Origin of the sequence: Roseateles sp. 22389, from assembly GCF_052044995.1 — a bacterium.
GTDB lineage: Bacteria > Pseudomonadota > Gammaproteobacteria > Burkholderiales > Burkholderiaceae_C > Roseateles.
Map to the genome: position 1 here is coordinate 30,560 of NZ_JBQEOF010000011.1, position 19,355 is coordinate 49,914.

The window sequence follows — 19,355 nt, forward strand, 5'->3', positions numbered from 1 at the left end:
CGAGGCCATGCCGCCGACGGCGTCAGCCGCGCCGGCGTCTCGCCAGCCACCAGTTCATCGCGCCGAAGGTGGCCTCCAGCGCCAGCGCCAGCGCCGCCGCGGGCAGCGCGCCGGCGAGCAGCAGCGCCTGGTCGTTCAGCGCCAGGCCGGTGACGATGCGTTCGCCGTAGCCGCCGGCGCCGATGAAGGCGGCCATCGTCGCGGTACCGATGGAGAGGCTGGTGGCCGTGCGCAGGCCCGCCAGCATGACAGGCAGCGCGAGCGGCAGCTGGATCGAGCGCAGCACCTGGCCGCGAGTGAGGCCGAGCGCTCGCCCTGCGGTGGTGAGCCCCTGCGGCACCTCGCTGAGCCCGACGGTGCAGTTGCGCAGCACGGGCAGCAGCGCGTAGAGCGTCAGCGCGACCAGCGCCGGCACCGGCCCGATCCGGTCCATCGCCCAGATCAGCAGCGCGAGCATCGCCAGTGACGGCACCGTCTGCAGCAGCGCGCAGGCGGCCAGCAGCGCCTCGCGCCAGCGCGGCCACGGATGCAGCGCGACGGCGAGCGGCACGCCGACCAGCGCGGCCAGACCGACGGCGCCCAGCACCAGCGTCAGATGCTGCGCGGTGAGCCGGCCGAGGTCGGGCCCCGCGATGCGAGCCCACAGGCCGGACGTCGAGCGCGCGACGCCGGGCTCGAGCCTGGGCGAGGACCCCGATGCGGGCGTCGACGCCGATGCCGACGGCGATGCGGGTGTTGATGCCGCTACGGGTGTCGATGCCGACGCGGGTGCCGATCCCGATGCTGATGCCGACGCGGCGGCGGGCGCACCTACCGCCTGACTACGCGACTTGGCGAGGAAAGCTCGCGCGATCGCGTCGAACGGCTGCCGCTGGATCTCCGCTTGCGCGTTCATCGCGATCATCGCGGCCTCGTCGATGCGCCCGCGCAGCGTCTGCAGCGCTGCCCAGGCGCGCGGATGCCGGCGCGGCAGGTCGACGCGATACAGCAGCACGGCGTCGTAGCGCGGGAAGAAGCCGGCATCGTCGGCGAGCACCGTCAGGTCGAGCGCCGCGATCTGCGCATCGGTCGTGTAGACGTCGGTGACATCGATCTGGTCGTCGGCGAGCGCGCGGTACGCCAGCCCGTGATCGAGTCCGGTCGGCGTCTGCGGCAACGCGTAGCGCCGCGACAGCCCCGGCCAGCCGTCGGCACGTCCCAGGAACTCGTTGCTGAGGCCCAGCCGCAGCGCCGGCTGTCCCTTCAGCTGCGACACCGCCGTGAGCCCGAGCGCCCGCGCCCGTGCCGACCGCATCGCCAGCGCGTAGCCGTTGTTGAAGCCCAGCGGCACGCCGATCGCCAACCCCAGCGGCCGCAGCTCGGCCTGCAGCTGCGCCAGCGGCGCGCCGGTCGTCGCGTGACCGAGGATCTCCCGCTCGATCGTGCCGAGGTATTCGGCGTAGACATCGATGCTGCCGGCCTTCAGCGCTGCATGGACGATGGCCGTGTTGCCCAGCCCCTGCTTCAGCTCGACCGCGGCGGCGGGGTCCCCGGCCCGCGCCGTCTGCGCGAGGATCTCGGCCAGGATGTAGCTTTCGGTGAAGCGCTTCGAGCCGATCCTCAGCGGCTCGGCGGCCCAGGCGTGAGTCCCGGTCGCCAGCGCGACGCCGGCCAGCAGCAGGAAGAGGAGCGGCCGCAGCCCGCGGAGCAGCATCATCGGCGCAGCATAGTCGAGCCGCTGCGGCTGCGCGCCAGCGTGCGCAAGACCTGGCCCGCGAAGGCGTCCGCCGCCGCCGACCCGGCCGAGGCCTTGCTCCGCATCAGCACCACCGACATCGCCGGCAGCGAGGTGGCCGGCGGCATGCCATGGCGCTCGTCCAGCAACTCCATGCCGTCCGGCACGCTGCAGCGCGTGAACAGCGCGATCGCCAGGCCGCTTTCGACCGCCGCCAGCATGCCGGCCGGGCTCGCGCTGTCGCAGACGATGCGGTAGGGCCGCTTCAACGCGGCCAGCGCCGCCAGGGCCGCCTTGCGCGCGAGGCTGCCCGATTCGTAGACGGCCACCGGCAGCGGCGTCTGGCGCCAGGCCTCGAAGCGCGGTGCGCCGAACCACGCGAGCGGCTCCTCGAACAGCGGCTGCCCGCGCCCGGCGCGATCGCGCGTGACCACGGCGACATCGACTTCGCCACGCGCGAGCCGCGGGATCAGCACCGTCGACTGCTGGCAGACCAGCGTCAGTTCCACCGCGGTGTGGCGGCCGGCGAAGTCGCGCAGCACCGGCGTGAGGTAGGGCACCGCATAGTCCTCCGGCACGCCGATGGTGAGCCGTCCGTGCAGCGTCTCGCGCCGCAGCGCCTGCACCGCCTCGTCGTGCTGTGCGATCAGGCGCCGCGCATGGCCGAGCAGCTCGCGGCCGGCGGGCGTGAGGTCGAGCCGGCGCGGCGTGCGCACCAGCACCGGCTGTCCGACCGCGCGCTCCAGCTTCGCGATCTGCATGCTGAGCGCCGACTGCGAGCGATGCACCCACTGCCCGGCCGCCGTCAGCGAGCCCGCATCCACCGCCGCGACGAAGGCGCGCAGCCAGTCCAGTTGAAGGTCGGTCGACGACATCCCATCCTCCGCCGCCCGGGCGAGCATTCGAATCCGTGATGCTAAGCGTGAAAAGGATTCGCTTTGCTGCCGGTCTGTCGAGCCGCAGACTCGCCGCATGACTTCATTCGTCCCATCCCGCGTCGCCGTGACACCGGCCAGTGCCGACGCCACCGGGGCCCTGCCCGATTCCACGCCGAGCGCGATGCCCACCGTGGCGTCCGCGATGACGCCTGCGATGGGGCCCGCAATGGGACCCGCAATGGGACCCGCAATGGCGTCCGCGATGGCGCCGGCGATGACGCCCGGGACTGTCGCGAGTCCCGGGCCGGGGGCGCCCGTCAGGCGGTTGCGCGAAGGCCAACTGCTGATGATCGGCGGCGGCCTGCTGCTCGGCACCATCGGCGTCTTCGTCGAAGAGGCGGCGCAGGACTCGGCCACGACCGTGTGGTTTCGCTGCGTGTTCGGGCTGGCAGCGTTGCTGCTCTGGGGCGCCGCGCGCGGCCGGCTGGGGGAGCTCTTCCGGCTGCGGGGCCGGCCGCTGGTCGCCGTGATCGCTGTCGGCGCGCTGACGGTGCTGAACTGGGGGCTGTTCTTCGCGGCCATCCCGCGCTGCTCGATCGCCGTGTCCACCGTCGTCTTCCACGTGCAACCCTTCTGGCTGATGGCGATGGGCGCGTTCTGGCTGCGCGAGCGCGTGGACCGCGCCCAGTGGCTCGCCGCGGCGGTGGCGCTGTGCGGGCTGGCGTTGGCCACCGGCATCGCGGACGACGCCTTCGGCGCCACCGCCGGCGGGCGCGCGAGCGAGCTGCCCGGCTATGTCTCCGGCGTGCTGATGTGCCTGCTCGGATCGATCAGCTATGCGGCCGCCAGCTTCATCGCCAAGGTCGAGGCCGATCGCGCCGGCTCCTTCGCCTTGTCGGCGGGGCAGTGCGTCGTCGGCGCACTGGTGCTGTTGCCGTGGCCGCTGATGCACGGCTGGCCGGCCTGGGGCGCCGCCTGGGGGTGGCTGGCGGGGCTGGGCGTGCTGCACACCGGGCTGGCCTACGTCGTGCTCTACGCCGGCATGGCGCGCTTGGGCACGGGCCGCATCGCGGTGCTGCAGTTCGTCTATCCGGGCACGGCGGTGCTGGTCGACTGGCTCGTCTACGGCCGCGCGCTGGGGCCGGCGCAACTGGCGGGCGTCGGACTCATCGCGGCGGCGCTGTGGACGCTGCGCCGGCGCGGCTGAGCCCCGGCGGCGTGACGCGGGCCTCGCGTGGGCCTCCCATGGACCTCATGTGGACTTCGTGCGGGCATTCCTTCAGGGCTGCGCTTCGTCCCGCCGGTCATGCAGTCCGTCGCCGCGGGGACGCCGCGCGTCGCGTCGGTTCGTAGAGTGCGCCGCATTCAGCGAACCACGGAGCGCCCGATGTCCACCTCTTCCGACCGCCACGCCGCGCCCGGCCCCGCCGGCCGGCATCGTCGCAACGCGCTGCTGCTGTCGGCGATCACGCTGGCGCTCGGCGCCTGCGCTCAACCGGCGCCGCCACCGCCGCCGCCCTCGGAGGGCTTCAGCGCCGGCATCACCTTCGACGCGAAGGCCGATGGCGTCGACCTCGAGACGCCGCTGTATCCGGGCGCCGTGCCCTACAAGGACCGCGACGAGGACAAGTCCGGCGTGCGGATGAGCCTGTGGGGCGGCCTCTTCGGCATGCGCCTGGCCGCGGGCAAGTTCCAGAGCCAGGACGACGTGGACCGCGTCGGCCGCTTCTACCGCCGCGCGCTCGCGCGCTACGGCACGCCGCTCGACTGCGGCGCGGCCGATGCGCCGCGCGGCAAGCCCAGGGACGGCGGCCCGCTCACCTGCGACGACGACAAGCCCGACGCCGGCGGCCGGCTCTACAAGGTCGGCCTGCCCAAGGACTTCCGCGTCGTGGCGGTGAAGCCGCTGCCCGATGGCACGACGCAGATCAGCGTTGCCCGGGTGAGCCTGCGATGAGCCGCGCCGGCAAGACCGCCATCCGTCGCGGCCCGGGCCAGCTGTCCCACCGGATTCGGCCGCGGCCGGTTCAATCGCCGCCGACCGCGGCCGCGCCCGGCGATGCCGCCGCCGGCGCGCCCCAGGCCAGCGGATCGTCCGGCTCGGCGACCAGGGTGCCGTCGAAGAGGATGTGACCGCGGCCCTCGGGCGCCTCGAGCGCCGGATCGTCGAAGCGCACGCTGCCGTCCAGCGCGAAGCTCGCGGCGATCGTGCCCTCGGGCGTGTCCAGCCGCACCGGGCCCGGCCGCAGGCGACCCACATGCGCCAGCGCGGCGAGCACCGCGACCAGGCCGTCCGGCGTCGGCGCCACCGGGCCGGTGGCCGCCAGGAACAGCACGCCCACCAGGCTGCCGGGCCGCTCGGGCTCGGTCAGCAACGCGGCCTGCGTGCCGGGCGCGCTGCGCGGCGCACCGGTCAGCGCGCTCCGCCAGGCATCGTGGCCGGCGTTGAAGGTCGCCAGCCGCTCGGTCATCGACGTGCCAGCCAGCGCGGGGCCGCCGCTGACGACGATGCGGGTCAGCACGCCGCGGACATGCGCGTCGACGAGCCGGGCCGGGGTGGGCAGGACATTCATGCGATCACCTGTTGCGTGAAGTTGCGCAAGTGCGCCATCAGGGCGTCGGAGGCCTCGGCGGCCGCCTCGCCGTCCCCGCTGGCGATGGTCTCGGCCAGGCGCTGGTGGGCCCGGGCGCCGCTGGCGACGTCGCCCAGGTGCCGGTACGCGTACCAGAAGCGCCGGCACTGGATGATCATCGGCAGCACCGCCGCCACCGCGTAGCGGTTGCGGCAGGCCGCATGGTTGACGCGGTCGAGCTGCTGGTCGACCCGCATGTAGGCCTCCAGGTCCTGGCGCTCGGCCGCCTCGGCCATGCGCCCGGCGCAGGCCAGCAACGCCGAGCGCTGCGCCGGCGAGGCCCGCCGCGCCGAGCAGCAGGCGATCAGCCGCTCCAGCGGCCGGCGCGCCTCCAGCAGGTCCAGGTGCTCGGCCAGCGGGATGTCGCTGACCAGCAGGCCGCGGCGCGGCTGCTGCGCGATCAGGCCGCTGGCGACCAGCCGCATCAGCGCCTCGCGCGTGGGCGTGCGCCCCAGGCCAATGCGGGCGATCAGCTCCGACTCCACCACCGGCGCCCCCGGGCGCAACTGCAGCGTCGCGATCAGGGTCTCGATCGCGTCATAGGCCTGGTCCGCCTGGCGGCGTTTCTCGACGTCCTGCAGTTCGAGGGTGTCCGAAGTCATGGGTGCGGATCATCGCAGGTCCACCCGGCGGGCTTCCCGGGACGGTATTGGATTGACTTTGCGCAGGTCAACCCCAGTTAAATCCGCGTCCGGCGGGCGCCGGGCCGGCCGGACGGGCCGCATACAATCACCGGTTCTTCCGTACGTCCGGGCCTCGCGCCCGGCGGCGCGCCGGCCACCGGGCTCGCGCCAACGCCTTTCCTGAGGGATATCGACGTGTTTATTTCCAACGCTTTTGCCCAGACCGCGGGCGCCGCCTCGGCCGACCCGACCAGCGGCTTCCTGCAGATGCTGCCCCTGGTGGCCGTGTTCGTCGTCATGTACTTCGTGATGATCCGTCCCCAGATGAAGCGCCAGAAGGAGCACAAGGCGATGGTCGAGGCCTTGTCCAAGGGCGACGAGGTCATCACCGCCGGCGGCATGCTCGGCAAGGTCAGCAAGATCGGCGAGCAGTACCTGAGCGTCGAGATCGCCTCCGGCGTCGAGATCCAGGTCCAGCGCACCTCGGTCGTGCAGGTCCTGCCCAAGGGCACCGTCTCGAAGTAATCCGACAACCCGACCCGGGGCGGCCCGCGCGATCCGCTCGATCCGCGTGACCGCTCCCTGACGACCCGGCCCGTGCCCCGCACCGGCCGGGTCCGCTTTCAGTGGCGCCCGCCGGCCCGACGCCGAGCGCGGAAGGGCGAGGCGCCTGGTTTTCAGAGGATCTCCTCATGAACCGTTATCCGCTGTGGAAGTACGCGCTGCTCGTCGTGGCGCTGCTCGTGGGCCTGATCTACACGCTGCCCAACCTGTTCGGCGAAGCGCCGGCGGTGCAGGTGTCCAGCGCCAAGGTCACCGTCAAGGTCGACGACGCCATCCGGCAGCGCGTCGAGCAGGCGATCCAGCAGGTCGGCGTCACGCCCGACTTCGTGCACCTGGAAGCCGGCTCCGTGCGCGCCCGCTTCCATGACACCGACGCCCAGATCAAGGCCAAGGACGCGATCGCCAAGGCCCTCAACGGCAACGAGACCTCCGACCCGACCTTCATCGTCGCGCTCAACCTGGTCTCGCGCAGCCCCGACTGGCTGACCTCGCTGCATGCGTTCCCGATGTACCTGGGCCTGGACCTGCGCGGCGGCGTCCACTTCCTGATGCAGGTCGACATGAAGGCCGCGCTGACGAAGAAGGCCGAATCGATGGCCTCCGACGTCCGCACCATGCTGCGCGACAAGAACATCCGCCACGCCGGCATCACCCGCGAAGGCAACGACGTCGCCATCAACTTCCGCGACGAGGCCACCCGCACGCAGGCGCTGAACCTGCTGCGCGAGCAGGTGCCCGACTTCGCCTGGACCGCCACCGGCGCCGGCACCGAGCTGCGCCTGAGCGGCTCGCTCACGCCCAAGGCCGAGATCGCCGTCCAGGACGCCGCGATCAAGCAGAACATCACCACGCTGCACAACCGGGTCAACGAACTGGGCGTGGCCGAGCCGGTGATCCTGCAGCAGGGCCGCGACCGCGTCGTCGTGCAGCTGCCGGGCGTGCAGGACACGGCCAAGGCCAAGGACATCATCGGCCGCACCGCGACGCTGGAGCTGCGCATGGTCGACGACAGCGCCGAGGCGCAGGCCGCGCTGGCCGGCACCGGCCCGGTGCCCTTCGGCACCGAGCGCTTCACCGAAAGAGATGGCGCCCCGATCATCGTCAAGCGCCAGGTGGTGCTGACCGGCGACAACCTCAACGACGCCCAGCCCGGCTTCGACGAGAACCACCAGCCCTCCGTCAACCTGAAGGTGGACGCCAAGGGCGCCCGCATCATGAAGGACGTGTCGCGCGAGAGCATCGGCAAGCGCATGGCCATCATCCTGTTCGAGAAGGGCAAGGGCCAGGTCGTGACCGCGCCGGTCATCCGCGGCGAGCTGGGCAACAGCTTCTCGATCACCGGCGGCAACATGTCCGCGCAGGAAGCCAGCGACAGCGCGCTGCTGCTGCGCGCCGGCTCGCTGGCCGCGCCGATGGAGATCATCGAGGAACGCACCATCGGCCCGTCGCTGGGCAAGGACAACATCGACAAGGGCATCGCGTCGGTCACCTGGGGCTTCGTCGCCGTGGCGATCTTCATGTGCCTGTACTACATGATGTTCGGTGTGTTCTCGGCGGTGGCGCTGGGCTTCAACCTGCTGCTGCTGCTGGCGGTGCTGTCGATGCTGCAGGCCACGCTGAGCCTGCCCGGCATCGCGGCCATCGCGCTGGTGCTGGGCATGGCCATCGACGCCAACGTGCTGATCAACGAGCGGGTGCGCGAGGAACTGCGCGCCGGCATGGCGCCGCAGCAGGCGATCCACGCCGGCTATGAGCGCGCCTGGGCCACCATCCTGGACTCCAACGTCACGACGCTGATCGCGGGCCTGGCGCTGCTGGCCTTCGGCTCCGGCCCGATCAAGGGCTTCGCGGTCGTGCACTGCCTGGGCATCATCACCTCGATGATCTCGTCGGTGATGTTCTCGCGCGCGCTGGTCAACCTCTGGTACGGCCGCCGCAAGCGCCTGAAGTCCGTGTCCATCGGCACCGTCTGGAAGCCGGACGCCACCCCCGGCACGCCGGACGGCGACGCCCCGGCCGCCGAGGCGCGCTGAGCGCCGGCCCCCCGCAGAGAAGAGAGCGCACAACGCCATGGAATTCTTCCGAATCAAACGGGACATCCCGTTCATGAAGCACGCGTTGATCCTCAACGCCGTGTCCTTCCTCACCTTCGTCGCCGCGGTGTTCTTCCTGGTCACCAAGGGCCTGCACTTCTCGATCGAGTTCACCGGCGGCACGGTGATCCAGGTCCAGTACGCGCAGGCGGCGGACGTCAACCGGACCCGTCACATCGTCGAGCAGATGGGCTTCGGCGAGATCCAGGTGACCAACTTCGGCACCTCGCGCGACGTGCTGATCCGCCTGCCGGTGAAGCCCGACGTCAAGCAGACCGAGCTGGTCGACCGCGTCTTCGGCGAGCTGTGCAAGGCGGAGCAGGGCAAGGTCGTGGCCCACCAGGAAGTCACCCCGCAAGGGGAGTCGGTGAGCAAGCAGGCTTGCGCGGTCAACGGCGCCGAGCCGCTGAAGCTGACCAGCAGCGAGGTCGTCGGCCCGTCCGTCGGCGCGGAGCTGGCCCACGACGCCGCGATGGCGCTGGGCTTCACCGTGATCGGCATCATGCTGTACCTGGCCTTCCGCTTCGAGTGGAAGTTCGCCGTGGCCGGCATCATCGCCAACCTGCACGACGTGGTGATCATCCTGGGCTTCTTCGCCTACTTCCAGTGGGAGTTCTCGCTGGCGGTGCTGGCGGCGATCCTGGCGGTGTTGGGTTACTCGGTGAACGAGTCGGTGGTCATCTTCGACCGGATCCGCGAGGCCTTCCGCAAGTACCGCAAGCTCAACACGCACGAGGTCATCGACCACGCGATCACGTCCACGATCAGCCGCACGATCATCACGCACGGCTCGACGCAGATGATGGTGCTGTCGATGCTGCTGTTCGGCGGCCCGACGCTGCACTACTTCGCGGTCGCGCTGACCATCGGCATCCTGTTCGGCATCTACTCGTCGGTCTTCGTCGCGGCGGCGATCGCGATGTGGCTGGGCGTCAAGCGTGAGGACCTGGTCAAGGCCGGCCCCGCCAAGCAGGGCGATCCGGACGACCCCAACGCCGGCGCGGTCGTGTAGTAGAGTCGTCCGCACTCCTCAACCTCACGCTCGATGACCGCCGCCGACGCAAGATCCCAGGCCCTGGCTTCGCAAGCGCGGCGCGTCCACACGGAGGTGCTGCTGCGAGGGCTGCCCGCCATGATGGCGGTCCTGACCACGGCGGTGCAGGACCTGCTCTCGCAGCCGGCCGAACACTCGCTGCAGATGGCCCGCCGCGATGCCTACGACGCCTGGCAGCGCGCCTCGACGCCCTGGCATGCGCGGCTGGGCAAGTCGCTGCGGCATGCGTACCACCACGGCGCCGGCGATTCGCGCTCGGCGTCGCTCTCCTCCCGCCCCCAGAACCTGTCCCTGGTCAGCGACGACACGATCGAGCGCGAGATCATCGCCTCGCGACTCGCGCTGGCCATGATGGACAAGGCCAGCTGGGAGTTCAGCGACCTGCGCAACCGCATGCAGTCGCTGGAGCGCGTCGAGGACCTGGCCCAGCAGGACTTGCTGCGCGCGCAGGTCCTGTCGAGGCTGGTGCTCGATGCCTGGTTCGAGGCGGGGCTGAGCAGTTCCGTCTGGCAGATGCTGCAGCGCTGGCTGCACCACGAGTTCTCCCAGCTGCTGAACGAGGCCTATCACGAAGCCAACCACTGGCTGATCCAGCAGGGCGTGATGCCCGAGGTGGACCTGCGCCCCTTCATCCGGCGCAACGCGCCGGCCGGCGGGATGACGCAGGCCGCGCCGCTGGGGCCGGCCACCGCGCATGGCGGCATCGCGCCGCAGGCCACGGCCCATGGCGCCCCGCTGGGCGCGCAGGCCGGCGGCCCGGCGGTGCCCGTCGGCACCCCGGCCAGCCAGTCGGCCCAGCAGGTGATGGCGCAGCTGCAGCGGGTGCTCGCGCGCCACGTGCCCGAACTGGCGCAGGCGCCGGCGCGGTCCGGCATGCCGATGCCCGGACCGGCGACCCGCAGCGGCCTGCCGGCGGCGCCGATCGGTGCGTCGGGCGTGTCGGGCGCAGGCCCGATCACCCGGGGCGGTTCACCGCGCCTGAGCGCCGCGATCAATCACGCCCAGGAAGCGGTACAGCGCCGCGCCGACCAGGTCGCCACGGTGGACCAGCAACTGACGGCGCCGCAGGCGCTCGACGAGATCCGCCATCGCAACCAGGCGCTGAAGCAGGTCCTCAAGAGCGCCGCCGACACGCCGGCCGAGCGCGCGACCATCGAGCTGGTCGCCTTGCTCTTCCAGGCCATCCTGCAGGAAGAGCGCATCCCGCCGGCGATCCGGGTCTGGTTCGCGCGGCTGCAGATGCCGGTGCTGCGGGTGGCCGTGGGCGAGCCGGACTTCTTCGCCACCGACGACCATCCCGCGCGGCGCCTGATCGACCGGATGGGCTCCTGCGTCATGGGCTTCAGCACGTCCACCGCCGAGATCGGCGACGCGCTGGAGCGCGAGATCAAGCGCGTCGTGCAGGTGGTCGAGGCCTATCCCGACACCGGCCGGCGCGTGTTCCAGACGGTGCTGACCGAGTTCGAGAAATTCCTCGACCACTACTTCGAGCAGGAGAACGAGGTCTCGAAGAAGGGCGTGTCGCTGGCGCAGCAGGTGGAGCAGCGCGAGACGCTGGCGATCCAGTACACGATCGAGCTGCGCAAGATGCTGTCCGAGGTGCCGGTGCAGGACGGCGTGCGCGACTTCCTGTTCCAGGTCTGGGCCGACGTGCTGGCGGTGACCGGTGTGCGCTACGGGCCGCAGGCCGAACAGACCAAGGCGATGAAGCGCGCCGCGGCCGACCTGATCTGGTCGGCCAGCGCGAAGGTGTCGCGCGAGGACCGGGCCGAGGTGATCCGGCGCCTGCCGCCGCTGCTCAAGACGCTGCGCGACGGCATGGGCCACGCGGGCATGGGCCATGAGCGCCAGGATGAGCACATCCGTTCGCTGAACAATGCGCTGGCGGCGGCCTTCACCGCCAAGACCGCGGCGATCCCGCGCGAGCGCCTGGACGACCTGATGAGCCAGCTCGAGACGCTGGAGGCGATGCTGCCGTCGCCCGAGGCGGGCGAGATCAACGAGACGCTGGTGCGCGACCTGTCCAGCCACGAGTGCGACGGACTGGAAGTGGTGGCCGAAGGCGGCGCCGCGCCGACGCCGGCGATGCTGGCCTGGGCGCGCGAGCTGCAGGTGGGCAGCTGGTACATGCTGGACTACCGGGGCCGGGTGGAACCGGTCCAGCTGGTCTGGCGCGGGCTGCGGCACCATCTGATCCTGTTCGTCTCGCCGCAGGGGCGGGGCGTGCTGTTCCAGCTGAGCCGCCTGGCGGCTTTCCTGCAGGCCGGGCTGATGCTGCCCGCCCAGGATGAATCGCTGACCGTCAAGGCGACGCGGAACGCGCTGGCCAAGCTCGAGGTCGATCCGAGCCGGCTGCTCGCCTGAGGGCGGGTGAGGGGAGGGTGAGGGCGGGGCGCTGTTGCCGGCGCCCCAATGAAAAAACCGGCGCCGCGCGATGCGGGGCCGGTTTCTTTTTGAGCGCTGGCGCCCGGTTCAGTGGATCAGGCGTTCTTCCGGCGCGACGAACAGTTCGTCGAGGATCAGCGCGTCGGGCTCCTCGCCCAGGCTCCAGAACACCATCAGCACGATGATCTTCAGGTCCTCGAGGTCCAGCGGGCCGCCGGGGATCGCCATCGCGCGGTCGATCACCATTTCCCGCATCGCGGTCGGCAGCACGCCGGCTGAGGCCAGGAAACTGATGAAGCCGACGGAGCTTTCGCCCAGGTGCTCCTGCTCCTCGCGGGTATAGATGCGCAGGCTGCGCTCGCCAGGCTCGCCGTGGTGCGATTGGGCCGAGGCGGCCAGGCCGTCCAGCCAGGACAGCGCGTCGCGGATTTCGTCATCCTCGAAGCCGACTGCCGACAATTTCCGGGTCAGCTGGGCGTGATCCGGGCAGGCGTCGGGCCGCCAGTAGGTTTCGTACAGATAGACGAGCACGTCGAACATGGCGGGCACTATAACCGACCGCCCGAAAGCCCTTCCGGCCGAAATGAGCCCCGGCGGAGGTCGACATCCACGGCGCTTCAGGCCCGGCGACGGCGCTGGAACAGCGCGCCGGGGAGGCGGGCGACGAGGCCCTCGAGCTCCAGGTCCAGCAGGGTGGCGTTCAGCTCATCCTGCGGCCAGCCGCTGCGCTGCGACAGCTGCTCGAGCGAGACGGTGTCCCGGCCGATGGCCCGGAGCAGCGGGTGGTCGTCCTGGGCTGCGGAGGGTTCTGGCGTGGCCTCGGCGTCCGCTTCCGGCTCGGGATCAATCGCTGCCTCGCGTGGCGAACCCCGCGCCGGCAACTCGGCGAGCAGGTCGTCCAGCTCCTGGACCAGGCAGGCCCCCTGCTTGAGCAGGTGGTGGCAGCCCTTGGACTGGGGAGCATGGATCGGTCCGGGGATCGCGAATACCTCGCGGCCCGCTTCCGAGGCCTGCCGCGCGGTGATCAGCGAACCGGACTTCAGCGCCGCCTCCACGACCAGGCAGCCTTCCGACAGGCCCGCGATGATGCGATTGCGTTGCGGGAAATTCGGCGCCATTGGCGGCGTGCCGACGAAATACTCGCTGACCAGCAGTCCGCGGCGGGCGATGTGGCGGGAAAGTTCGGCGTGACCGAGCGGGTAGACCTGGTCCGGCCCGGTGCCGAGCACGGCGATCGTGCCGCCGGGCGTGTGCAGCGCCGCCTCATGGGCCGCGCCATCGATGCCCTGCGCGAGCCCGGACACGACGCAGAAGCCGGCTTCTCCCAGGCCCGCGGCGAAGTGGCGCGCGTTCTCGTCGCCCTGGGGGCTGGGTCGGCGGCTGCCGACCACGGCGACGCAGCGCTGCCCCAGCAGCTCGCGTCGGCCGTCGAGGTACAGCATCAGCGGCGGGTCCGCCGTATTGAGCAGCGCGAACGGGTAATCGGTGTCGCTGAGCAGCAGGATCGAGCGTCGCTCGCCGCCGGACAGCCACGCCTGGGTCCGGCGCACGAGGCGGTCCAGCTCGGTGGGCGCGCTGCGCAGCCGCTCAGCTTCCTCGGCCGAGAGCGCCTGCCCCCAGCCGGCCTGACCGGCCGCCAGGACGGCACCGGGACCGCCATGGCGCGCCAGCAGCCGGCGCGCGGCGCCGCGTGAGACGCAGGACAGCAGCCGGAGCCAGTCGCGCAGATCGTCTGGGCTCATCCGTTCGGTCCTGACTGCGACCTGGTCCGGAGAGCCGCACGATCACGGCTGGGTGAAGCGGTCGCCCGGGACGACCGGTTCCTGGACCGACAGGATCAGCGCGTACGACACCCGGTCGAAGACCTGGAAGACGAACAGCTGGCCGTGACGCTCGTCGGGGAGCTTCACTTCCTCGCGGCGGGGCGTCGTCGGGTCGCGCACGACGCGGCCGCTGTGCCAGAGTGCCAGCACGTGGCCGCGCTCCAGGCCATCGCGGCTGCCCTTGTTGAGCGCGACGATCTGGTTCTGGCCGGCGGTGATCGCGTCGCCGTAGATGGAAACGATGTAGCCATCGATCGCGCCAGCCGGCGCGTGCGGCACATAGCTCGTGTAGGAGCGCGGCGGAATCGGCGCGATCCGGTCGCCGGGCTGCGCTTCCAGGCGGTTCAGCGTCAGCGTCAGCGTCGCGGGGACTTCCTTGGTGCTGGCCGTCGCGGGCGCGCCGGCGCGGGTCAGGTCCGCGGTGCCGACGTAGACGGCCTCGTAGCCCAGCACTTCCTTGGACACCGGGTCGCGCAGCGGGCGCGGCTCGCGGAACACGCGGTAGGCGTCGATGTCGGGCGTCAGGTCGCCGCGCACATAGGCCCGGTCGCCCTTGGTCATCCAGACGCGGTTTTCCTGCGCCGAAACGATGCGGGGGGCCGTCGCCAGTTCGTTGCCGTTCAGGACGACCGCCTCGTTGAGGAAGGGCTCGATCAGGTGCTGCGGGATCGCGGCGATGGAGCCGTCGTACAGCGACTCGGCACGCACGCGCGGCGAGAGCTTGACCGTGCCGCCGGCCGCGCCGCCGACATCGCGACCCACCTGCAGCCGCGCGCGGCCGTCGGACTTGATCAGCATCAGCACCTGGCCCGGGTAGATCAGGTGGGGGTTGCGGATCTGGTCGGTGTTCATGCCCCAGAGCTCGGGCCAGCGCCACGGGCTCTTCAGGAACAGGCCGGAGATGGCCCAGAGCGTGTCGCCCGACTTGACGGTGTAGGTGTCGGGCGCGTTGGGCGCCAGCTCCGACAACGGCACACCGGCCTGCGCGACCTGCTGGGCGGTCTGGCGCTGGTCGGGCGTGATGGGGTAGTTGCCTGCCGCGAAGGACGTAGTGGCGGCAGAGGCCGCCAGCAGGGCTGCAGAAATCGTCGTCAAGCCCAGCGGCCGCCTTTGCGTCATTACTTGTTCTCCCGCGCCGAGATCGAAGGCCCCTCGTGGCCAATGGCGCTTTTGTGACGAGGGCCGTGCAGTCCGCCAAATCGGCGAAAATCGACCTTCTCGCTGGCGGCGATTCTGCCCCGGTTCAGGGGCACCCGCAATGAAGGTGCCCGCCGTCCCTTGCAAGCCCTTACAAACAGGCGTTGTGCGCCGTCCACAGCGGTCCACCACCCTCCGCGTCCCCACCATGGCGAAACTTTCCATTCTTCGATACCCCGATCCGCGCCTGCACACTGTCGCCAAGCCGATCACCGCCGTCGACGACCGCATCCGCGCGCTGGCCGACGACATGCTGGAGACGATGTACGACGCTGACGGCGTCGGCCTCGCCGCCACGCAGGTGGACGTGCACGAGCGCCTGCTGGTGATGGACGTCTCCGAGGAACGCAACCAGCCGCTGGTGCTGATCAACCCGGAACTGGTCGCGCGCAGCGAGGAAATGATGGAAGGCGAGGAGGGCTGCCTCTCGGTGCCCACCATCTACGACAAGGTCATGCGTCACAAGAAGGTCACCGTGCAGGCGCTGGACCGCGACGGCCACACCTTCCAGTTCGACGCCGAGGGCCTGCTGGCCGTCTGCGTGCAGCACGAGATGGACCACCTGGCCGGCAAGGTGTTCGTCGAATACCTGAGCCCGCTCAAGCGCGAGCGCATCAAGACCAAGCTGGTGAAGAAGGCCCGCGAGGACGCCAAGCGCTGATGGCCGACGCCCCGACCCCCGGCGGCCTGCGCGTCGCCTTCGCCGGCACGCCCGAGTTCGCGGCCGTCGCGCTGCAGGCGCTGCTCGACGCCCGCTTCGAGGTGCCGCTGGTGCTGAGCCAGCCCGACCGCCCCGCCGGTCGTGGCATGAAGCTGCAGGCCTCGCCGGTGAAGCAGCTGGCGGTGGCGCACGGCTTGGCGGTCGCGCAGCCGCGCAGCCTGAGGCTGGACGGCAAGTTTCCCGACGAAGCCCAGGCCGGCCGCGAGGCCTTGCTGGCGGCCCGGCCCGACGTGCTGGTGGTGGCCGCCTACGGGCTCATCCTGCCGCAGTGGGTGCTGGACCTGCCGCGCCTGGGCTGCCTGAACATCCACGGCTCGATCCTGCCGCGCTGGCGCGGCGCGGCGCCCATCCACCGCGCGATCGAGGCCGGCGACACCGAGACCGGCATCACCATCATGCAGATGGACGAGGGCCTGGACACCGGCGACATGCTGCTGATCGAGCGGCTGCCGATCGCCGCGGCGGACACGACCGCCACGCTGCACGACAAGCTGGCGACGCTCGGCGGCCGCATGATCGTCGAGGCGCTGGAACTCGCCGCCTGCGGCGGTTTCCGGCCGGTGAAGCAGCCCGAGGCCGGCGTCACCTACGCCCACAAGATCGAGAAGGCCGAGAGCCAGATCCGCTGGTCCGACGACGCCGCGCAGATCGCGCGGCGACTGCGCGCCTTCGATCCGTTCCCCGGCGGCGTCGCCCAACTGGACAGTGAGCCGCTCAAGGTCTGGCGCGCCGAAGTCGTCGACACCGACGGCGTGCGCGGCGAACCGGGGCGGGTGCTGGCGGTGTCGGCCGATGGGCCGGTCGTGGCCTGTGGGAGCGGCAGCGTTCGCTTGACGGAGCTCCAGCGTGCCGGCGGCAAGCGGCTGCCCGCAGCAGCCTTCCTCCAGGCGCGGCCGCTCCAGGTTGGTGAATCGCTCGGGTGAGCTTCGCCGCCGCGGCGACCGAGCAACTCGCGGGCAATGCCCATGCCCCTTTCCGCTCAATCGCCTCCGCACGCTCGGCATTCGCTTCAAGGGGCATGGGCATCGCCCGCGAGCGAGACACCGAGACGGGGCTGGCGGCGGGGCGAGTGCCGGTTCGCTTATTTCTGGCTGAAGGGGTGGGGAAACCGGCTTGAATGCGCCGACCCCGCCGTCAGGTGGGACGACCTGGACGGTGTACCGTTCAGACTGATTTCCGATCGCGGCTCCGGCCGCAGTTCTCCGAGGAGTGATTGCATGTTCAACCTGATGAAGACCGCCATCCTGATGGCCGCCATCACCGCGCTGTTCATGGCGATCGGCTCCGTGCTGGGCGGCCAGACGGGCATGCTGATCGCGCTGGTGGTCGCGGTGGGCATGAACTTCTTCAGCTACTGGTTCTCCGACAAGCTGGTGCTGAAGATGTACAACGCCCAGGAAGTCGACGAGCGCAGCGCGCCGCAGTTCTACAACATGGTCAAGGAACTGGCCCAGCGCGCCCAGCTCCCCATGCCCAAGGTCTACCTGATCCAGGAAGACGCCCCCAACGCCTTCGCCACCGGCCGCAACCCGGACCACGCCGCGGTCGCGGCGACGACCGGCATCCTGCGCGTGCTGTCGGAGCGCGAGCTGCGCGGCGTGATGGCGCACGAGCTGGCCCACGTGAAGCACCGCGACATCCTGATCTCCACGGTCAGCGCGACGATGGCTGGCGCGATCTCGATGCTGGCCAACTTCGCGATGTTCTTCAGCCCGCGCGACAGCGAAGGCCGGCCGGCCAACCCGATCGTCGGACTGCTGGTGGCGATCCTGGCGCCGATCGCGGCCTCGCTGATCCAGATGGCGATCAGCCGCGCCCGTGAGTTCGAGGCGGACCGCGGCGGCGCGGAGATCTCCGGCGACCCGCAGGCGCTGGCCTCGGCGCTGGACAAGATCCACCGCTACGCCCAGGGCATCCCGCTGGAGACGGCGGAGCGCCATCCGGAGACGGCCCAGATGATGATCATGAACCCGCTGTCCGGCGGCGGCCTGCGCGGCCTGTTCAGCACCCATCCGTCGACCGAGGAACGCATTGAGCGCCTGATGGCGATGTCCCGCCGCTGAACGCGGGACCCGCGGCTCGGCCGGGCGATCCGGCGCGCCGGCCAGACGAAACACCGCCTCCGGGCGGTGTTTTTCATTCGACCGGGGCGGGCGGAGGCGACGGCACAATGGCCCGTTCCGCCGGCCTGCCTGATTCAAGCGTTCGCCCCGGCGGCCGATAAAGGACAGCATGAAGGCTTCCCTCCGCTCCCTGACCGCCTCGGCGGCGCTGCTCGGCGCCGTCGCGCAGCTGGCCGGCTGCGACCAGCTCGGCATCGAGGACCCCGCCAAGGTGGCGGCGGCCAAGCAGGCCGAGGGCAAGGCCATCGGCGGCGCCTGCCGCAACGCGCTGCGCGCCATCGAGGACTGCTACGCCCTGAACCCCAAGGCCCAGAAGGCCGCGGTGTACGACGGCTGGCGCGAGATGGACGAGTACATGCGCGAGAACAAGCTCGAGGGCACCCGCCCGCTGGTGGCGAATCCGCAGGCCAGCCGGCCGGCCGCCGCTGAGGAGGAGGAACCGTCGCCGCGCTCCGCCAAGGGGCAGGTGGGCTCGTCGGACAAGGCGGCGGAGAAGAGCTCGGAGAAGGGCGCCGAGAAGGGCTCGGACAAGGACAAGGCCGGCGAGAAGGGTGGCCACTGAGCCCGGCTCGGTTCGGTCGGGCCATCGGACCGCCGCGCAGTTGATCCCCCGGAGGGTGCAGTTCGTCTTGCGCCGGTCGCCGGCGCGGGTCGTCGCGACGAAGATGCGATCATCCGAAAGATCAGGAGATCGTCCATGACCACTTCGTCCTTCCGTGCTTCCCGTCGTCTGTTCGCCGTCGCCGCGCTGGGCCTGGCCGCCGCCGCGACGGTCGGCACCGCCCACGCCTGGTCGCTGAGCTTCGGCAGCTCGCAGCGCATCGAGGGCAACGGCGAGGTCGCCGCCGAGGCGCGCGACGTCGGCGCCTTCGACGCGGTGGCGCTGTCGGGCGATTTCAAGGTCTTCGTGCGGTCGGGCGCGTCCGACAAGGTCGAGGTGAAGACCGACCGCAACCTGCTCGCCTACATCGAGACCAAGGTCGTCGACGGCAGCAAGGGCCGCACGCTGGAGATCTCGCCCAAGCGCGGCTACAGCCTGAACGCCAAGGGCTCGCCGGTGATCACGCTGGACATGCGCCAGCTGCGCGGCCTGTCGATCGCCGGCTCCGGCGACATCCGCGTCGAGCCGATGAAGACGAGCAACCTGGAGGCCAGCATCGCCGGCAGCGGTGACCTGCGCATGCAGGGCCTGGAGGCCGACCATGTGACGCTGCGCGTCGCCGGCAGCGGCGACATGCAGGTCCACGGCAAGGCCAATGCGCTGTCCGTGTCGGTGGCCGGCAGCGGCGACGTCAAGACCCGCGAGCTGGTCGTGGACGAGGCCAAGGTCAGCATCTCCGGCAGCGGCGACGTCACCGTGGCGCCGACCCGCAAGCTGGACGTGCGGATCGCCGGCTCCGGCGACGTCGGCTACGTCGGCAGCCCCGAGATCAGCCTGTCCAACGCCGGATCGGGCTCGGTCCGCAAGCTGAAGTAAGCCCCCGGGCGCCGGCTGCGCCGGGCGCTCTGTGGACGCCCCTCGCCGCGGCAGCGGCCGAGGGGCGCTT

The 19,355-nt window shown here is 71.0% G+C and carries 18 protein-coding genes; 11 read left to right on the forward strand and 7 right to left on the reverse strand.

What is annotated here, in order from left to right; all coding sequences use genetic code 11:
• Positions 1–22: 22 nt before the first annotated feature.
• Together ACTJKJ_RS16135 and ACTJKJ_RS16140 are read right to left on the reverse strand one after the other, a co-directional pair.
• A complete protein-coding gene (locus tag ACTJKJ_RS16135) occupies positions 23–1,696 on the reverse strand; it encodes a glycine betaine ABC transporter substrate-binding protein (protein ID WP_440821032.1) in 1,674 nt (557 codons plus the stop codon).
• Positions 1,693–2,589: a LysR family transcriptional regulator gene (locus ACTJKJ_RS16140; protein WP_147242263.1), complete on the reverse strand. Its 897-nt coding sequence runs from the start codon at positions 2,587–2,589 to the stop codon at positions 1,693–1,695. Before ACTJKJ_RS16140 ends, ACTJKJ_RS16135 begins: the two co-directional genes overlap by 4 nt.
• Positions 2,590–2,917: 328 nt before the next feature.
• On the opposite strand from ACTJKJ_RS16140, the gene ACTJKJ_RS16145 reads away from it, so the two are divergent.
• Entirely contained in the window at positions 2,918–3,799 is an 882-nt protein-coding gene (locus ACTJKJ_RS16145) for a DMT family transporter (protein ID WP_440821033.1), read from the forward strand.
• A 180-nt stretch (positions 3,800–3,979) separates the two neighbouring features.
• On the forward strand, positions 3,980–4,549 hold the full coding sequence (locus ACTJKJ_RS16150) for a hypothetical protein (RefSeq protein ID WP_343607050.1): 570 nt from the start codon (positions 3,980–3,982) through the stop codon (positions 4,547–4,549).
• A 70-nt stretch (positions 4,550–4,619) separates the two neighbouring features.
• Here the strand turns inward: ACTJKJ_RS16150 and ACTJKJ_RS16155 are convergent, their stop codons facing one another.
• On the reverse strand, positions 4,620–5,165 hold the full coding sequence (locus ACTJKJ_RS16155) for a proline racemase family protein (RefSeq protein ID WP_440821034.1): 546 nt from the start codon (positions 5,163–5,165) through the stop codon (positions 4,620–4,622).
• Positions 5,162–5,827 carry a GntR family transcriptional regulator gene (locus tag ACTJKJ_RS16160; protein WP_091727985.1) on the reverse strand — a complete coding sequence of 222 codons (666 nt, stop codon included), beginning with the start codon at positions 5,825–5,827 and terminating at the stop codon, positions 5,162–5,164. Before ACTJKJ_RS16160 ends, ACTJKJ_RS16155 begins: the two co-directional genes overlap by 4 nt.
• Positions 5,828–6,043: 216 nt before the next feature.
• Between ACTJKJ_RS16160 and yajC the strand changes: the two genes are divergently transcribed.
• From yajC to ACTJKJ_RS16180, 4 genes are all read left to right on the forward strand, one after another.
• On the forward strand, positions 6,044–6,373 hold the full coding sequence (gene yajC / locus ACTJKJ_RS16165) for a preprotein translocase subunit YajC (RefSeq protein WP_091727982.1): 330 nt from the start codon (positions 6,044–6,046) through the stop codon (positions 6,371–6,373).
• Positions 6,374–6,540: 167 nt separating this feature from the next.
• Positions 6,541–8,445, forward strand: coding sequence for a protein translocase subunit SecD (secD, locus tag ACTJKJ_RS16170; protein ID WP_440821035.1), 1,905 nt, complete (start codon positions 6,541–6,543; stop codon positions 8,443–8,445).
• A 37-nt stretch (positions 8,446–8,482) separates the two neighbouring features.
• On the forward strand, positions 8,483–9,517 hold the full coding sequence (secF, locus tag ACTJKJ_RS16175; protein ID WP_091727976.1) for a protein translocase subunit SecF: 1,035 nt from the start codon (positions 8,483–8,485) through the stop codon (positions 9,515–9,517).
• Between the two features lie 33 nt (positions 9,518–9,550).
• The gene (locus ACTJKJ_RS16180; RefSeq protein WP_440821036.1) at positions 9,551–11,923 is read left to right on the forward strand and encodes a DUF1631 family protein; all 2,373 of its coding nucleotides are present in this window, start codon (positions 9,551–9,553) and stop codon (positions 11,921–11,923) included.
• Between the two features lie 108 nt (positions 11,924–12,031).
• Here the strand turns inward: ACTJKJ_RS16180 and ACTJKJ_RS16185 are convergent, their stop codons facing one another.
• From ACTJKJ_RS16185 to ACTJKJ_RS16195, 3 genes are all read right to left on the reverse strand, one after another.
• Positions 12,032–12,484, reverse strand: coding sequence for a DUF494 family protein (locus tag ACTJKJ_RS16185; protein WP_091727970.1), 453 nt, complete (start codon positions 12,482–12,484; stop codon positions 12,032–12,034).
• Positions 12,485–12,561: 77 nt separating this feature from the next.
• Entirely contained in the window at positions 12,562–13,686 is a 1,125-nt protein-coding gene (gene dprA, locus ACTJKJ_RS16190; protein WP_440821037.1) for a DNA-processing protein DprA, read from the reverse strand.
• 42 nt (positions 13,687–13,728) lie between these two features.
• A complete protein-coding gene (locus ACTJKJ_RS16195) occupies positions 13,729–14,886 on the reverse strand; it encodes a LysM peptidoglycan-binding domain-containing protein (protein WP_297382962.1) in 1,158 nt (385 codons plus the stop codon).
• A 226-nt stretch (positions 14,887–15,112) separates the two neighbouring features.
• On the opposite strand from ACTJKJ_RS16195, the gene def reads away from it, so the two are divergent.
• The 5 genes from def (at position 15,113) to ACTJKJ_RS16220 (ending at position 19,285) form a co-directional block, all read left to right on the forward strand.
• Complete coding sequence (gene def, locus ACTJKJ_RS16200; RefSeq protein ID WP_091727960.1) at positions 15,113–15,625, forward strand: peptide deformylase; 513 nt, start codon at positions 15,113–15,115, stop codon at positions 15,623–15,625.
• Between the two features lie 26 nt (positions 15,626–15,651).
• Positions 15,652–16,608, forward strand: a complete 957-nt coding sequence (gene fmt, locus ACTJKJ_RS16205) for a methionyl-tRNA formyltransferase (RefSeq protein ID WP_440821148.1) — start codon at positions 15,652–15,654, stop codon at positions 16,606–16,608.
• Positions 16,609–16,902: 294 nt separating this feature from the next.
• Positions 16,903–17,748, forward strand: a complete 846-nt coding sequence (gene htpX, locus ACTJKJ_RS16210) for a zinc metalloprotease HtpX (RefSeq protein WP_343607037.1) — start codon at positions 16,903–16,905, stop codon at positions 17,746–17,748.
• A gap of 169 nt (positions 17,749–17,917) precedes the next feature.
• Positions 17,918–18,370 carry a hypothetical protein gene (locus ACTJKJ_RS16215; protein WP_440821039.1) on the forward strand — a complete coding sequence of 151 codons (453 nt, stop codon included), beginning with the start codon at positions 17,918–17,920 and terminating at the stop codon, positions 18,368–18,370.
• 135 nt (positions 18,371–18,505) lie between these two features.
• The gene (locus ACTJKJ_RS16220; protein ID WP_297382959.1) at positions 18,506–19,285 is read left to right on the forward strand and encodes a head GIN domain-containing protein; all 780 of its coding nucleotides are present in this window, start codon (positions 18,506–18,508) and stop codon (positions 19,283–19,285) included.
• Positions 19,286–19,355: the final 70 nt, after the last annotated feature.